13 protein-coding genes and 3 tRNA genes are annotated in these 16,605 nt (G+C 43.7%); 14 read left to right on the top strand and 2 right to left on the bottom strand.

Annotated features, from left to right (window positions below; translation table 11 throughout):
• Window positions 1-3 precede the first annotated feature (3 nt).
• From ilvA to CCC71_RS00250, 3 genes are all read left to right on the top strand, one after another.
• Window positions 4-1,218 (top strand): threonine ammonia-lyase, encoded by a 1,215-nt coding sequence (ilvA, locus tag CCC71_RS00260; RefSeq protein ID WP_226974568.1) that lies wholly within the window; start codon window positions 4-6, stop codon window positions 1,216-1,218.
• A gap of 90 nt (window positions 1,219-1,308) precedes the next feature.
• Window positions 1,309-2,769: an amino acid permease gene (locus tag CCC71_RS00255; protein WP_021841763.1), complete on the top strand. Its 1,461-nt coding sequence runs from the start codon at window positions 1,309-1,311 to the stop codon at window positions 2,767-2,769.
• 317 nt (window positions 2,770-3,086) lie between these two features.
• Window positions 3,087-3,890, top strand: coding sequence for a MetQ/NlpA family ABC transporter substrate-binding protein (locus tag CCC71_RS00250; RefSeq protein WP_021841764.1), 804 nt, complete (start codon window positions 3,087-3,089; stop codon window positions 3,888-3,890).
• A 147-nt stretch (window positions 3,891-4,037) separates the two neighbouring features.
• Here the strand turns inward: CCC71_RS00250 and hydA are convergent, their stop codons facing one another.
• Window positions 4,038-5,504, bottom strand: a complete 1,467-nt coding sequence (hydA, locus tag CCC71_RS00245) for a dihydropyrimidinase (RefSeq protein ID WP_226974567.1) — start codon at window positions 5,502-5,504, stop codon at window positions 4,038-4,040.
• A gap of 299 nt (window positions 5,505-5,803) precedes the next feature.
• On the opposite strand from hydA, the gene speC reads away from it, so the two are divergent.
• The 11 genes from speC (at window position 5,804) to CCC71_RS00190 (ending at window position 14,912) form a co-directional block, all read left to right on the top strand.
• The gene (gene speC, locus CCC71_RS00240) at window positions 5,804-8,017 is read left to right on the top strand and encodes an ornithine decarboxylase (protein ID WP_021841766.1); all 2,214 of its coding nucleotides are present in this window, start codon (window positions 5,804-5,806) and stop codon (window positions 8,015-8,017) included.
• Complete coding sequence (locus CCC71_RS00235) at window positions 8,017-8,607, top strand: TIGR01440 family protein (protein WP_021841767.1); 591 nt, start codon at window positions 8,017-8,019, stop codon at window positions 8,605-8,607. The genes speC and CCC71_RS00235 overlap by 1 nt, the downstream gene beginning before the upstream one ends.
• A 15-nt stretch (window positions 8,608-8,622) precedes the next feature.
• Complete coding sequence (locus CCC71_RS00230; protein ID WP_021841768.1) at window positions 8,623-9,078, top strand: DUF3290 domain-containing protein; 456 nt, start codon at window positions 8,623-8,625, stop codon at window positions 9,076-9,078.
• Between the two features lie 7 nt (window positions 9,079-9,085).
• Window positions 9,086-9,724, top strand: coding sequence for a DUF421 domain-containing protein (locus CCC71_RS00225; protein WP_021841769.1), 639 nt, complete (start codon window positions 9,086-9,088; stop codon window positions 9,722-9,724).
• Between the two features lie 30 nt (window positions 9,725-9,754).
• The gene (locus CCC71_RS00220; protein WP_021841770.1) at window positions 9,755-10,051 is read left to right on the top strand and encodes a hypothetical protein; all 297 of its coding nucleotides are present in this window, start codon (window positions 9,755-9,757) and stop codon (window positions 10,049-10,051) included.
• A gap of 117 nt (window positions 10,052-10,168) precedes the next feature.
• Window positions 10,169-10,924 (top strand): exodeoxyribonuclease III, encoded by a 756-nt coding sequence (locus CCC71_RS00215; RefSeq protein WP_021841771.1) that lies wholly within the window; start codon window positions 10,169-10,171, stop codon window positions 10,922-10,924.
• Between the two features lie 323 nt (window positions 10,925-11,247).
• The gene (locus CCC71_RS00210; RefSeq protein ID WP_021841772.1) at window positions 11,248-12,504 is read left to right on the top strand and encodes a Glu/Leu/Phe/Val family dehydrogenase; all 1,257 of its coding nucleotides are present in this window, start codon (window positions 11,248-11,250) and stop codon (window positions 12,502-12,504) included.
• Between the two features lie 480 nt (window positions 12,505-12,984).
• A tRNA-Asn gene (locus CCC71_RS00205) sits at window positions 12,985-13,060 on the top strand.
• A gap of 4 nt (window positions 13,061-13,064) precedes the next feature.
• Window positions 13,065-13,139 (top strand) — tRNA-Glu (locus CCC71_RS00200).
• Window positions 13,140-13,144: 5 nt separating this feature from the next.
• A tRNA-Val gene (locus tag CCC71_RS00195) sits at window positions 13,145-13,220 on the top strand.
• Between the two features lie 579 nt (window positions 13,221-13,799).
• Complete coding sequence (locus tag CCC71_RS00190; RefSeq protein ID WP_296333587.1) at window positions 13,800-14,912, top strand: IS1249 family transposase; 1,113 nt, start codon at window positions 13,800-13,802, stop codon at window positions 14,910-14,912.
• A gap of 421 nt (window positions 14,913-15,333) precedes the next feature.
• Here CCC71_RS00190 and CCC71_RS00185 read toward each other — a convergent pair whose 3' ends face one another.
• On the bottom strand, window positions 15,334-16,500 hold the full coding sequence (locus CCC71_RS00185; protein WP_296332595.1) for an ISL3 family transposase: 1,167 nt from the start codon (window positions 16,498-16,500) through the stop codon (window positions 15,334-15,336).
• Between the last annotated feature and the right edge of the window lie 105 nt (window positions 16,501-16,605).

The following is a 16,605-nucleotide window of genomic DNA, read 5'->3' as shown; positions in this document are numbered from 1 at the left end:
CGCATGGCATTAGTAACACTGGAAATGATTAGGGAAGCGCAAGAACATCTGAAAGGGGTTGCACAGCGAACGGCTATGATGCATTCTACCTCTTTGAGTGAACAATGCGGTTGTGAAGTCCATTTAAAAATGGAGAACTTCCAGCGTACCGGTTCATTCAAATTGCGCGGTGCGTATAACAAGGTAGCGTCATTGTCACCGGAAGAACGAGCTCGTGGGATTGTAGCTTCGTCGGCCGGCAATCATGCGCAAGGCGTGGCGTTGGCCGCTAAGGAATATGGTTGTAAAGCGACGATTTGCATGCCTACCAATGCACCGATTGCCAAAATTGATGCCACTAAAAGTTATGGTGCGGACGTAGTGCTGGCCGGTGATTTTTACGCCGATTGTTATGAAAAGGCTTGCCAATTGCAGAAGGAGAAAGGGTTTACTTTCTGTCATCCGTTTGATGACCCGTTGGTTATTGCCGGTCAAGGCACAATCGGTTTGGAAATTCTTGAAAAATTGCCTGAAACAGATGTTATCGTCGTGCCAATCGGTGGCGGCGGTTTAATTTCCGGTATTGCGGTAGCGGCGAAGGAATTAAAACCAAGTATTCGCATCGTCGGCGTACAGACTCAGAACATGCCGTCCATGAAGGAATCGGTAGAGCTTCGTAAAATTACGACCGTGCCGGCCTTAAAGAGCTTGGCCGACGGGATTACCGTAGGCACGCCGGGTACCTTGACATTTGACATCGTGTCTCAATATGTGGATGAAATCGTTACCGTTAGTGAAGCGGAAATTGCGGAAGCTATTTTGTTCCTTTTGGAACGTGTAAAAACGGCGGCCGAAGGCGCCGGTGCTTGCCCGGTAGCAGCGTTGATGAATCATAAAATTGCCGGCGTTGAAGGCAAGAACGTAGTGGCTATGGTAAGCGGCGGTAATATTGACGTAAACATGATTGACCGCATCATCAACAACGGCCTTGTTAAAACATGGCGTCGGGCTTATTTTGATGTTGTGGTACAAGATAAACCGCATGTTTTATCCAAAATTACGAGCATAATTTCTGACAGCAATGCCAATATTTTGAGTATTTATCATGACCGCAGTCAGCGTGACATTGAAGTGGGCTATGTACATGTAGCTTTGGAAATTGAAACCATGAATGAAAAACATGTTACCAGTCTGTTGGCTACCTTAGCAGACAATGGCTTCCCGGCTATTTTACGCTAACAAGGAGCCATGCGTTAAAGGGAGAGTGTTTTAGGGAGATGACACATATAGAGAGGAGACAAATTAGAAACATAGAGTAGGAGTAAAAATATGGAATCGGGAAAAAACTTAGAGCGTAATTTAAAACCCCGTCACGTGGAAATGATCGCCCTGGGCGGTACGATTGGGGTAGGCTTATTTATGGGTTCAGCCAGCACGATACAAACAGCCGGTCCGGCCGTATTATTGTGTTACGCTTTATCCGGGGTCGTAATGTTTTTAATTATGCGTATTATGGGTGAAATGCTGTATTTGGAGCCGGTACCGGGTTCGTTTGCGGCTTATGGTTATCGCTATATTTCACCGTATATCGGTTATATAACTGCTTGGTGCTACTGGTTTATGTGGATATCCGTAGGGCTTGCCGAAGTTACGGCGGTTGGGATTTACATGAGTTATTGGTTCCCGGAACTGCCCCATTGGGTATCGGCTTTCGTAGCTATGGCAATTATTGTCGCAGCCAATCTTGCGTCCGTTAAATATTATGGCGAGTTTGAATTCTGGTTTGCTTTGATTAAAGTAGGGACCATCGTATTTATGCTCGTTATCGGGGCCATGATGATTTTATTCGGCTTTGGTAATGACGGTGTACCTATCGGGTTCTCCAATTTATGGGAACATGGCGGGTTTGCACCGCACGGCTTCGGCGGTATGTTGGCGGCTATGTGCGTTGTTGCGGCAGCCTTCCAAGGGGTTGAATTGGTAGGGATTACAGCCGGTGAAGCACAGAATCCGCGTCATACCTTGGTAAAAGCGGTTAAAGGCATTGTTTGGCGTATCTTGATTTTCTATGTTGGTGCTATTTTTATTATTCTTTGTATTTATCCTTGGAATGAACTGGGTTTTGTAGGCAGTCCGTTTGTAACGACATTCTCTAAAGTAGGGATTGCCAGTGCTGCCGGTATTATCAATTTTGTAGTTTTGACAGCCGCTTTATCCGGTTGCAACAGTGGTATTTATAGTTGTGGTCGTATGTTGTATACGTTGGCTAAAAACGGTCAGGCCCCTAAGATTTTTGCGAAATTATCTAAATCGGGCGTACCGCGCAACGGTATTTATGTATCCATGCTTTCCTTAGTATTCGGGGTTGTGTTGAATTATTTGATTCCGGACTCCAAATTGTTCTTATATATTTATAGTGCCAGCGTTTTCCCTGCTATGGTATCCTGGTTCGTATTGGCCGGAGCACAGCGCAAGTTCAGAGAACGTTGGGGCAAAGAAATCATGGATCAGCATCCGTTCAAATCGCCATTGTATCCATATTCCAACTATTTCTGCTTGGGCTTCTTGGTACTCGTTACTATCGGTATGATTTGGAATGAAGATACGCGTGTATCCTTAGTGGTAGGTTGGTTGTTTATCGCTATTGTTACGGCGTTCTACTATGGTCTTGGCATGAATAAACGTCCGGTTGTTCACGAAGAATTCGTTCATGAAGACGGACTCGGTGCCGGTGGTCCTGCTCGTGAAGAGTCTGCCGCAGCAGAAGGTTCGGTAACGGCTATTAAATAGTTATTTATTTAGATTGACATAGAGCGTTTAGAGCTTTATCAATAGAAATCTCCTTTGGGAAGAACATAAAAGTCTCACAATAATCTAAAAAAGGTTATTGTGGGACTTTTTTATTTCCGGTTTATGTGGTAGGATAATAAATAAGCTTGGCGAAGTGGGGTTTACAAAACTCTTTGAACTGCAGTTGGCGTTATCATTGTTCGCATAACGGTTGGTTTGAGAGTTTGCTTGCATCCGGACTGAGAACCCGAGATGTAGTGCCAAGATACTTTTTGAGGGGCCCATAGGGCAGTGTAAATGAGAGAGAGGTCTTACAAATGAATCTAAAAAAATGGTTAGCACCTGTGTTGGTGGGAATTTTGGCAATCGGTATTGCCGGTTGCGGCACTGATTCCTCATCGAAGGAAATTCGAATCGGCGCAACGGCCGGTCCGCACGCGGAAGTGGTGGAAGCGGTAGCCAAAGAAGCGGCTAAAGAAGGCATCAATGTAAAAGTTGTGGAATTTTCCGATTATGTAACACCGGACAAAGCGTTGGCTGAAGGTGACTTGGATCTTAACAGCTATCAACACGTACCATTTATGGAAAACTTTAACAAAAATAATAACGCTAATTTAGTGTCTATCGGCAAAACAATTTTGATGCGCATGGGTTTATACAGCAATCAGGTGAAAAGTGTTGATGAAATTCCCGATGGCGCTGTTGTAGCTATTCCGAACGATCCGACTAATGGCGGTCGCGGCTTAGCGTTATTGGCTAAAGCCGGTCTTATTACCTTAAAAGAAGGTGTTGGCTTCAAAGCTACGCCGGCTGATGTTGTGTCCAATCCTAAAAACTTACAAATCAGAGAATTGGAAGCAGCACAATTACCACGCAGTCTTGATGATGTGACGGTAGCAGCGATTCCGATGAACTATGTAATGAGTGCCGGTATTGACGTGGCTAAGCAGGGGATTTTCTTAGAACCTAAGAATGAACCGTTGGCTGTCATGGTTTTAGCGGCTCGTGAAAAGGATAAAGACAATCCTACGTATAAAAAAATTGCTGAGATTTACCACTCCCCGGCGATTAAGCAGTTCATTGCCGATAAATTTAAAGGCACCATTGAACCGGCTGAATAATTGAGGCAGGCTGAATCATATGTAAAATAAAGTAAGCCCTGAGGCGATAGTTGTTATCGCTTCGGGGCTTTTTTGATGTTTAAAAGTATGACTCGGGGTAAAACCGAAGGTTGTTTGTCAGACGTTTTATATGTAGTAAACCGAGGTTTATTTGTCAGCTGCTTTTATATGTCGTTTGAGTAATTGGCCGTACCCTTTTTTGCCACAGAATGTATTGTTTTCGGCAATAAGTTGGCCGCGGAGGAATACTTTGGCCACCGTGGCGTTGACGGTCATGCCTTCGTAGGCGGAGTAACCACAGGTAGTTTTTAAATTATCGGCGCGGAATGTCCGTGATTCGTTAGGATTAAAGAGAACAAGATCCGCATCATAGCCCACTTTAATATCGCCTTTGTTTGTAATCCCGAAGATGCGCGCCGCATTAGTGGCTGTCACCTGCACGAATTGCTCCGGCGTAAGGCGTTTTTGCAAAACACCTTCGCTAAAGAGGAGCGGCATGCGTTCTTCTACACCACTGATGCCGCCGGGACAATTTCTGAAATCGTCCACATAGGCTTGCTTTTCAGCAATGGTAAATGGACAGTGGTCGGTGGCAACCACCTGGACCGTGCCGTCCTGTAAGCCCTGCCACAGCGCGTCTTGGTCTTCTTTTTTACGAAGGGGCGGTGCCAGCATATATTTAATGCTTTCCATGGGACCGCCGTCTTTAAATTTATCATCTGTTAAGAAAAGATACTGCGGGCAGGTTTCGGCATAAATATTGGCTTGCCCTTCTTGGCGGGCAAGACGGATTTCGCTGAGGCTTTCGTGCGCCGACATATGCACTAAGTAGACCGGTGCGTCACCGACAACGCGGGCGAGACCGATAACGGTATTTACGCTGATTGACTCGGCCGTATTAGGGCGCGTCAAGGCGTGGCCGATAGGCAGCAATTCTTCCTTGGTCAAACGATTACGCAGTGTATTGGTAATCGTGTCATCTTCTGCATGGACGGTCAAAAGACCACCGCATTTCTTTAAACGTTCCAACAAGGCAAAGAGTTCCGGTTCGTGCATGGGCGAACCATAGGTGGTATAAGCTTTAAAAGATGGGAATCCTTCTTTGGTTACAAGTTCATTGATTTCTTTTAAAATGGAATCGTCAACATGTTGAAAAACGCCGTGAAAGCTATAATCCACGGGGCAATCTTTGGCGAGGTCGCGATATACATCGAATTGATGATGTAAGGAACAGCCGGCAGGACCGAAGGCTATGTGGTCGATAATGGTAGTTGTACCGCCGCAGGCCGCCGCGATGCCACCATGTAAAAAGTCGTCACAGGCGCGATGTTTCGGCGATTGTTGCAGGTCAAAATGAGTATGCGGATCGATGCCGCCGGGCACGACATAATGCCCCGTGGCGTCAATGATTTCGTAGTCGGTGCCTTGATCTTTAATAGGGACGACTGTTTGGAATTCCTGTTCAGCAGGGCTATTGTTAGTGCCGGAGCCAACTGTTTGCCGGGCCGCATGTGGTGCGGTAATGGCGGTAATCGTGTCACCGGTAATCACGATATCACCGACGAAATGATCGGTGGCTGTGCAAATAAGACCGTTTTCAATAATGATATTCATAAGGCAAACCCTTTCTGCTATAGGCATAGAATCTTGAAAGTGTAATGTCATGATTGTTTTATAACGAGTATATATAACTTTATAATACCCCTTTTGTTGATTTATTCAAAGCATTAAATATACCGAAAGAAGAAAAATAGGGTATAATAAATAGTAAGAGTTTTTTGAATATGAAGTGGCCCACATGAGTGGCTGCGTATCGTGTAGCGGTTGCCGGCAATAGTTAACGTCTCGGCGATTGTATTAGACATATGGCTGGCAGCAAAGGCTGCTTGTGACGAAGATAAAGGAGGTTGTATATGACCGAGTTAAAAGTAGTAGTATCAGAACAGGCGGAATCAGTAGTCGGTATATTGACGAAACGTGACGTTATTCGGCCGCATCAAACCGATTTTACCAATGTGGGCGCAGTTATTATTTGTGACTGCGAGATAGATACATTAAAGAGTACGCCGGTTAAGGTGTTTGACATTCCTGTATTTGTGGTGCGCACAGGCACCGGTATGGAAGGCTTAAGCCCTAACCAAGTATCGCAGGCGGAGGACACCGTATTGCGCGATGCCTATGCGGTATTAGACGATGAGCCGTCGGAACGTGAATTCTACATTCGACGCCTCGAAACGGCTGTTCAAAATTATGAGCATCGCTCGTTACCGCCGTTTTTCCGTTCTTTGAGACGCTATGTAGAGCTGGGCAATTCCCAGTTTGACTGTCCGGGCCATCAAGGGGGGCAGTTCTTCCGCAAACATCCGGCGGGCCGCGCTTTTTACGATTATTTCGGTGAACATATTTTCCGCAGTGATTTATGTAATGCGGACGTTCAACTGGGCGACTTGCTCATTCATGAAGGCTACGCGCTGGAGGCTCAGGAGCATGCGGCGCAGGTATTTAATGCGGACAAAACCTATTTTGTACTCAATGGTACGTCCTCGTCCAATAAAGTAGTCCTCAACGCTTTATTGGCTCCCGGCGATATCGTGCTCTATGATCGCAACAATCATAAATCCGTATCGCACGGCGCTTTGGTCCAGGCCGGTGCCATTCCGGTGTATCTGGAAACGGCTCGCAATCCGTTCGGCTCCATCGGCGGTATTCCGGAAGCTTGTTTTGACGAAACCTTCCTGCGTGAGCGCATTGCGGAACGTGCTCCTGAAAAAGCCAAGGCTGAGCGTCCGATTCGTTTGGCGGTAATTCAGCTTGGTACCTATGACGGCACGATTTATAACGCGCGCCAAGTAGTCGATAAAATCGGTCACTTATGTGACTACATTCTCTTTGATTCCGCCTGGGTAGGCTATGAACAATTCATTCCGATGATGAAAGATTGTTCACCACTACTTTTGGAACTCGGTCCTGACGATCCGGGCATTTTGGTAACTCAGTCCGTGCATAAACAAATGGCGGGTTTTTCACAAACATCACAAATTCACAAAAAGGATTCGCATATCCGTGGGCAAGCCCGTTATGTGAATCAGAAGCGTTTTAACAACGCCTTTATGATGCATGCCTCCACATCGCCGTTCTATCCGCTCTTTGCGGCCCTCGATGTGAATGCGAAAATTCACGCCGGTGAAGGCGGCCGAGCTTTATGGCGTGACTGTGTTATGGTGGGCATCGAAGCCCGTAAAACGGTGCTGCGCAACTGTAAGTATTTACGGCCTCTCGTGCCGCCGACGGTTCACGGTAAAGCGTGGGAAGACGGCGAAACGGAAGTTATGTCCGATGATGTGTCGTACTTTGCCTTTGAGCCGGATGCGAAATGGCATTCCTTCAGCGGTTACGGCGAAGGGCAATATTTCATCGACCCTTGTAAATTCCAGCTCATAACACCGGGCATCGATATGGAAACCGGTGAATACGAGGATTTTGGCATTCCGGCCACAATTTTGGCAAATTATTTGCGCGAGCATCAGGTCGTGCCGGAGAAATGTGACCTCAATACGATTTTATTCTTGCTCACACCGGCCGAGTCGTACACCAAAATGGATGCACTCATTGCTAAATTGTTGCGTTTTGAGCAGCTCATCGAAGCGGACGCGTCATTACAGGATGTTTTGCCGAGTGTATATACGCAGAACATCGACCGCTATCGCGGCTATACGATTCGTCAGCTGTGCCAAGAAATGCATGACTTTTATAAAGTGCGCCGTGTGAGTGAATTGCAACAGAAATTATTTAAACGGGAGTATTTCCCTACCTATGTGAAAACACCGCAGGCGGCGAATATTGATTTTGTACGCGGTGAAGGGGAATTGATTCCGATTGCGGACTGTGTGGGTCGCATGGCGCTTGAAGGGGCCTTGCCGTATCCGCCGGGCGTTATTTGCGTGCAGCCGGGTGAACTTTGGTCGGAAGCGGCTCGTGATTATTTCGTGGCCCTTGAAGAAGGCATTAATGAATTACCGGGTTTTGCACCGGAGCTTCAAGGCGTTTATATTGAAGCGGATGAAACCGGTTATAAGCGGGCTTATGCGTATGTATTAAAAGAGTCCGCACAGAAAGAAGGGGTATAATGGCGAAGGATGAATTAACCTCGGTGGATGAAGCACAATTGTTGCGTTCTATCGGTGAAGCAGTGACGGCGGCGGTGAAGGAATTGGTGACCGTTGCCAAGCTGGAAGCCGGTGATCTGTTTGTTATCGGTTGTTCCACCAGTGAAGTGCGAGGAAGCCGTATCGGTACAGATTCGGCAACGGACGTGGGTGAAACAATTATTAAGGCAGCCGCCGCCGTTTTAGAGCCGCTGAAGATTTCTTTGGCCGTGCAATGCTGCGAACATTTGAATCGCGCCTTGGTACTTGAAAAGTCGGTAGCTAATCGGCATAATTGGCCGATTTGTAATGCAGTGCCGCAACTTCACGCCGGTGGTGCTGCCTCGATGGCAGCGTATAAGCACTTTGCGGCGCCGGTTGTGGTTGAACGGGTAGAGGCTGATGCGGCCCTTGATATTGGCGATACGCTGATCGGCATGCATTTAAAACCGGTAGCCGTGCCGGTTCGCTTAGGCGTAAAAACAATCGGTGAAGCTCATGTGACAGCCGGCCGCGTACGGCCTAAATATATCGGCGGCGCACGCGCTGTTTACGATGAATCATTAATGTGACAGAGGTGAGTACGTTTGAATTTCTATACTTATGCCTATATCGTGCAACAAGGGCAGTTTAACGCCCTTTTGCAATATGGTATATCATTTATACTCTTGGTGGCGCTGTTGGGGGTCAGTATCTTATTTATGCGCCATCGTTTGAATAGTCGTTATCGCGATTTGACAATTCTTTTATCGCTGCTGATTGTGTTTATTTTGGGCATTCGTTGGAGTGAATATGATTCCTCTATGCGAAACTCGGAAGAAAGCAGTCGCATGGCTAGTTTTATCGTATCTGTATCGGAGCGTTTGGGCACGAATAAGGAAGATGTGAAGGTTAATTCAACCCATCTTGATGATGACGTAATAGTCAGTGCGGGCAATCGTTTTTATCGGGCCCATTTTATCAAAGGGTACGGAGCCTATTCATTGACGCAGGTACACGTGATAGATTCGCAGATTAAAGTCATAGATGTGGTGAAGGAGTAAAGCAAACATGATAACGGGTTATACGTTGATTATGATAAAACTGGTGCTGGGCATATTGTGTTTGGTACTGCAAATCAATTTAATGGGCAAGGGGAATTTGGCTCCGAACTCGGCTATTGATCAGGTGCAGAACTACGTGCTTGGCGGTATTATAGGGGGTGTTATTTATAACGAAGCCATTGGAGTCTTGCAATTTTTGCTGGTTCTCATCGGATGGACTATCGTTGTTATGGCGCTTCGCTATTTGTCGGCCTATAATCACCATGTGAAACGTATCGTAGACGGTACGCCCACAATCGTGGTGGATTATGGTAAAATTCAAGTAGAAGATTGTATGCGCAACGGCGTCAGTGCCGGTGACTTACATTTAAAACTGCGCGCCAATGGGGTAACGCGCGTAGGCGAAGTAAAACGAGCCGTTTTAGAACAAAACGGGCAATTGACGGTAGTTAAATTTGGGGAAGATTCGGTACATTATCCGTTAATCGTTGACGGGCAGATAGATGAAAATGTATTGTCATTAATCGAAAGAGATAGAGAGTGGTTAGAAACGAACGTAGCAGAGCAAGGCTATCAACCGTCGGATATATATATGGCCGAGCTCGTGCATGGTGAGTTGGTTATAACCCCGTATGCGAAGGATTAATCCCGCTTGGGGCGATGAAAGGAGCTAGTCATGGTTGGACTGCAGCGAGCTTTATTGATAATTGCATTTCTCTATATTTTGTACCACATATATACACATGGTTTTACGACCACCAATTTAATTGCCGTTGTGTTACTGTTGTTCTCGTTGGCATTTGAGTTGACTCGTAAGGTTCGCCGTGAAAAATTAGAAGCTTATTTTGCCCGTAAAGAGGCGGAAATAGAGGCTGAAGAAGCGGCCAAAGCGGCCAAAGCAGCGGCGGCACGGGGCGAAGCAGTTGATTCGAATACAGAAAAGACAGTTGATGTTGAACATAAAGTTAAATGATAGATGTTAAGGTTAAGCTAAAGCTGAAGCCAAAGCCGAAGTTAAAGCTAAAGCTAAAGCCTGTATAGTAGTATGCTTATTAAGGAAGCTCTCAGCTTCTTATGAAAGGAGTCTTTGATGAAATTAATTTCTTGGAATGTTAACGGTCTGCGCGCCGCGGTAACGAAAGGTTTTATGGAAAGTTTTGAAAAACTTGATGCGGATATGTTTTGCCTGCAGGAAACGAAGTTGCAGCCACACCAAATCGAGTTGGAATTGCCGGGCTATGAGCAGTATTGGAACAGTGCGGTGAAAAAGGGGTACAGCGGTACGGCCCTTTTCACACGTGTGAAACCGTTAAATGTAACGAACGGTATCGGCATTGAAGAACACGATCAGGAAGGGCGCGTGATTACGGCGGAATACGATAATTTTTATCTCGTAACCTGCTACACGCCGAACAGCCAGCGTGAATTGGCTCGTTTGGAATACCGTATGACTTGGGAAGATGCGTTCCGCGCCTATTTGTTGGAATTAGATGCGAAAAAGCCGGTTATTCTTTGCGGTGATTTAAACGTAGCGCATAATGAAATTGACTTAAAAAATCCTAAGACAAATCGGAGAAACGCCGGCTTTACCGACGAAGAACGTGAGAAAATGACGGAGTTGTTAGATGCCGGTTTCACCGATACTTTCCGTAAACTTTATCCGGACGTGACCGATGCGTACAGCTGGTGGTCCTATATGGGCAAAGCCCGCGATCGGAACGTAGGGTGGAGAATTGACTATTTTATTACCTCCGCACGTCTCGATAAGGATATTGTGGAAGCTAAAATTCATCCGGATATTTTCGGCAGCGATCACTGCCCGGTTGAGTTGGAAATTAATCTTTAATCACCGTAGAAGTATAGTTTTTGACAGGGATTTTTGATTTATACTCTATAGAATGGTCAAAAAGACGGTTCTTTATGGAGTTTTATCTATATTGAATTGTCATATATACATAAAAATAGTAAGAGTTCGCCTTAAAAAATCAAGGCGGACTCTTTTATTTTCTATCCTTTATAAATCATGCGTAATAGTTATGATAAAAATGCCTCATATGAAAAATACATGGTTAATAACTTGGGGCTGTGGTATAGTGTATACAAGACATAGATTTGTAATGTTGAATCTTTGATTTTATAGTGTATGCGTAAAAAGGAGACACGATTATTATGGCAAATTATAATCCCTACGAAAACATGCTTAACACACTTGACCAAGCGGCCGAAAAATTAGGTTTGACGAGAAACGACTATGAAGTTATCCGTCATCCTGAACGGGAAATGCAAGTAGCCGTACCGGTACAAATGGACGATGGTCATATTGAAGTTTTCAGCGGTTATCGTACGCAACATAGTACAATTATGGGCGCCGCTAAAGGTGGTCTCCGTTTCCATCCTGATTCCGATGAAAACGAAGTTCGTGCTTTGGCAGCTTGGATGACAATCAAAAACTCTATCGCACACCTTCCATACGGTGGCGGTAAAGGCGGTATTAAAGTAGATCCTAAGAAATTGAGCCAACGCGAATTAGAACGCTTAACTCGCGGTTTTGTTCGTAAAATTGCGCCAATCATCGGCGTTGACACTGACGTGCCGGCTCCTGATGTTAACACTAATCCTCAGATTATGGCTTGGATTGTGGATGAATTCTCCACATTAAAAGGCGTATGGTCCCCGGGCGTTGTAACCGGTAAACCATTGGCCGTTGGCGGTTCCAAAGGCCGTAACGAAGCAACCGGCCGTGGCTGCATGTTTACGTTGAAGAGCTACCTTGAAAAGAAAGGTAAGAAAATGAGCGACGTAACTATCGCTGTTCAAGGCTTCGGTAACGTAGGTAGCGTTGGTGCTTTATTGATGCATCGTGAAGGCGCTAAAATCGTTGCTATCGGCGACGTTCATGGTTCCATTTACAATGAAAACGGTATCGACGTTGAAAAAGCTTACGAATATGCCAACTCTCATGGCCGTTCCTTGGAAGGCTACGAAGAAGCCGGCATGACTCGTATTCCTAACCCTGAATTATTACTTCTCGACGTAGATGTATTATACCTCGCTGCTTTGGAAAACCAATTGAACGGCAGCAATATGAAAGAAGTTAAAGCTAAAACTATCTTGGAAGGTGCTAACGGCCCTACAACTAATGAAGCTGACTTGTACTTCTTTGAAAAAGGCATCGAAATCATTCCTGACGTATTGGCAAACGGTGGCGGCGTAGTAACTTCTTACTACGAATGGGTACAGAACAAAGCCGGCTTCTACTGGGATGAAGACGAAGTAAATGCTCGCCTCGAAAAGAACATGAAAATGAGCTTTGAAGAAGTTTGGGAAATGCAACAACAGTACAAAGTATATCCTCGTTTAGCTGCTTACATGGTAGCTTTGAAACGTTTGGTTGATGCCAGCAAACTTCGTGGTTTCAACGGCTGATAATAACGGGAGCAAACTCGTTTAATTTGAATTAACAGCTGACTACAGCTTTAAGAATCTTTACACTTTGCTTTTAACGGTCAAACAGTAGTGAGTACTGATTGAGTCCGTACAACTTATACAACGCTAAGTATGACTGTCTAACAGGCTATGCGTAGCCACCTTGCTAAATAATATAATGAAAGAAGTATACTCAGCGTAAGAGCGGTCAGGTAAGTAATGCCTGACCGCTTTTTTTGCGCGTGGTTTGGGCAGGCAGATTTAGGCGGGCGGATTTAGTGAAATTACCAATCATATAGTCGGGATTTCAGGGGCGGAAAAGAACAATAAAGGCCTAATAAAAGCCTAACAAAGGTTTAATAAAAGCCCGAAATGTGTGACTTTTGCAACATATTTAAAATACGTATGGAATTTGTAAAAATTTAATAAAAAAGTACTTGCTTTTACTTTGAATTTAGTATAAAATATCTCTTGTACCATTCCTCGATAGCTCAGTCGGTAGAGCAATCGGCTGTTAACCGATCGGTCGTAGGTTCGAGTCCTACTCGGGGAGCCAATGTGGCCCGTTGGTCAAGCGGTTAAGACACCGCCCTTTCACGGCGGTATCGGGGGTTCGATTCCCCCACGGGTCACCACATATGGACGATTAGCTCAGCTGGGAGAGCGCCTGCCTTACAAGCAGGATGTCGGCAGTTCGATCCTGTCATCGTCCACCAGAAACTTTAGAAAAAGCACTTGAAAAATCAAGTGCTTTTTTGTTTTTAATGCGAAATTAATGTGCCTCGAAAATAAGGAATGCTTCGTAAACGAAACGTTGAATTTTTAGTTTACAAAAGTTTATTAATTTCACAAAATAATAGTTAATATTGATAGCGTTTTACTTTCAGCTCACTGTACTCACAGTGGCTGTTTTTTTATGCAGGAACAGGTTATAAAATACGATATCGATAAAAATCGATGGGGGGGGTAAAACCTGAGTTATAGGACAAAAAGTGTGTGTAGAAAGTGCTGCAAACTTAGATAAATACTGGGTTTGTAGCACTTTTATCTTTTTTTGACAAAGATAAAGGGTGGACAAAAAGTGTGTGTAAAAACAGAGTTATAGGACAAAAAGTGTGTGTAAAAAGTGCTGTAAACCTAGATAGATACTGGGTTTATAGCACTTTTATCTTTTTTTGACAAAGATAAAGGGTGGACAAAAAGTGTGTGTAAAAACATGCTTGAACCCACATAACTACTGACTAAAATGGTATTATATCTTCCTAAATAAAAACATAAATAGGAGGATGATTAAAATTAAACAAGTAGTTTGCCCTGATTGTGGTCGAAAATGTATAAAACACGGTATATTGAAATCCGGTTCTCAGCGATGGTTTTGTAAGCACTGTAAAGTCGCTTTCACTAACAAAATTAACACTGATAGTAATGATCTAAAGCTGTTTTTGAAATGGTTATTTAGTAAACAATTGCAGCAGCATATGCCTGGAAGAGGGCGTACATTTAGACGTAAAACGTCTAAATTTTGGTCCATATGGTGCCTCCCACCAAAGATTGAGGAAGTATATGATGTGCTTTACTTTGACGGCATATACCTAACGCGTAAGCTCTGTGTACTTATTTGTTGTAGTAAGGACCATGTATTAGGCTGGTATGTTTGTAGATATGAGAACTCTAGAGCTTGGCAGGCATTAATGGACCGTATTGCTCCTCCGCGTGTTGTTATCTCAGACGGCGGATCCGGATTTGCTAAGGCCTTAGCAAAGAGGTGGCCGACAAGTAACCATCAACGCTGCTTATTTCATGTTTTTGCGCAAGTAAGAAGGTATACAACCTCTGCGCCAAAAACAATAGCCGGCAAGGCCTTATATGAACTGGCAAAGCGTTTATTTAAGATTCAATCGATAGATGATGCCTATACTTGGATTGATGGATTATTAGCTTGGAGAGAAGAGTTTGATGACTTCTTACGTGAAATGACAGTCGACGAAAATGGGAATCAAAGGGCAACTCATGAACGCCTCTTAAAAGCTGAGGCAGGACTTTTACGATTAATTAGAGATGAGACTCTATTTACCTACCTGACGTTTGTAGATATTACCGTACCTACAACGAACAATCGACTGGAAGGAGGCGTTAATGCGCAACTTAGGGGGATGTTACGAGATCACAGAGGGTTATCCTTAGAAAGACGATTAAAAGCGGTCTATTGGTGGTGTTACGAGCACTCACCTAGACCGCTTCCTGTTGCTGAAATATTAAAATGTATGCCTACAGATAAAACCATTGCTGCTACTTACCGTAGGATAATGCGGAATAACCGTCCTGATAATATCTTACCGCAATGGGGCGATGCCATCGTCTGGAATGAGTTTCATATGTCCACGGAATTTCCAATTTATTGGGATTAACTAAAAAAGCCACACACACTTTTTGTCCTATAAGCCTAAAACCTATTTGATAATTAAAGAAATGAATATATTCGCATTTATCTATATTTATCTATGAAATTCGATGCTAATTGATAAATGTCGAATCATATCGATGATAATGATAATATGAATAATAAGGTTATAAAAATAAATTTATAATTAATTCTTTACATCGAATATTTTGAAATGGTATACTTAAGATAGATTCATAAATATCTCATTAATTTTTGAATTGTATTTGAGTTGATGGATATTTGAAAAATGCTTGAAAATATTGTGTTTTTGTGAAGTGAATAAATCGTGTCAAATGGATTTATTTTGTTTTTCGATTAACAAGTGGTTCATTTTCAAGAGCACGATTTATTTTGGCTCTTTGTCAAATTTTGGGGCGCTAAAGAGTCTATGCACTTTGAGGAAGGACATGCGACATAACTGTTGCGTGTCCTTTTCTTGCATTGATGAATAAAATCCGGTTTCGGAAGTAGTGGAAGTTCCGTATCCCAAAAGAGCAACGTTTTAAAACTTTAATTTTGTTGTTGCAACCCTCGGTAAAGCCGTTTGAATATGGTAAGGTTAAGGCATTAATAATTTCGTCGCTCCAAGAGGAGAACGTTTTTAAGAGGGATTGAAATTCAGATAGTTCAGAGTCAAAAACTAATGAAAGCCATTCATTTATGGACCTTAGAATATCGCGCCTCCGTTTAAATTTCAACACTGTATGGAAGGTATATTTTAGCATATAGGCACGGTGTAATCTCGATGAATAGTGAAACATATCCATCAGTTTTGCATATTCATTGTCAGTTAAATCCTTAAAATGTTTAGTCAATATTCGCTTATTCGTTTTGAAGGTTCGGCTTGCATTAGTTAAGGTATTTTGCTCAGCTTTACGCACTCGCTCAAGGGCAAAGGTCACCAGCCGGATTAAGTGGAATCTGTCAGCAACAATATGAGCTTTAGGGAAGCATTGCTTCATGACGGAGCGGAATTGGAGGGACATGTCCATTGTGATGTATTTTACGTTGTTTCGTACGTGTCTTGGGAATTGCAAAAAGTACTGTATTAGCTTGACTGTATCTCGTTTAGGCAGAATATCCAGTATTTTATGGTCAGTAGGATCGGTAAGGATGACCTGGTATTTTTGGCCGGCTGCATTGCCTTTAAATTCATCAATAGATAATACCGCAGGTAATGTCTTGGGCCGGCTATAGTTAATTTCCTTAAAAATGCGAATAACTTGAGTTACGCTAATATGACAATGTTTAGCAACTGCTGTTAGAGATTTTACCTCTGACAATTCAGTAATGACCACTTCTCGTAGTCGGGGGGTAGTCCTAAGATAGCGCGTAGAGAACTCTGTTTTTTCATTAAACGTGCGTCCGCAAGTGCAGCTATACCGGCGTTGACGATAGATAAGGCGAATCGGCTTTTCATTGGTTGTAGTGTGGCGGATTGTACGATGTGTATAGCCTTTTATACGCGTTGTTTCCTTATGGCAATTAGGACAAACATGAGGTTTTACCGGCACCATCACATGTAATACATATTCTTCTGAAGTTTCTCTCATATTTTGGATATGTGAATCTTTTATTCCGAGCATTTTTCCTATATAATTAAGACTAGACATATTGAATAAACATCCTTTCGTTAATTGTTAGCACCTTTATTGTAT

The sequence above is a fragment of the Veillonella sp. LMAG:90 genome (assembly GCF_008679445.1).
In the GTDB taxonomy this organism is placed as follows: domain Bacteria; phylum Bacillota; class Negativicutes; order Veillonellales; family Veillonellaceae; genus Veillonella_A.
This window is presented reverse-complemented; position numbering and strand designations above follow the sequence as displayed.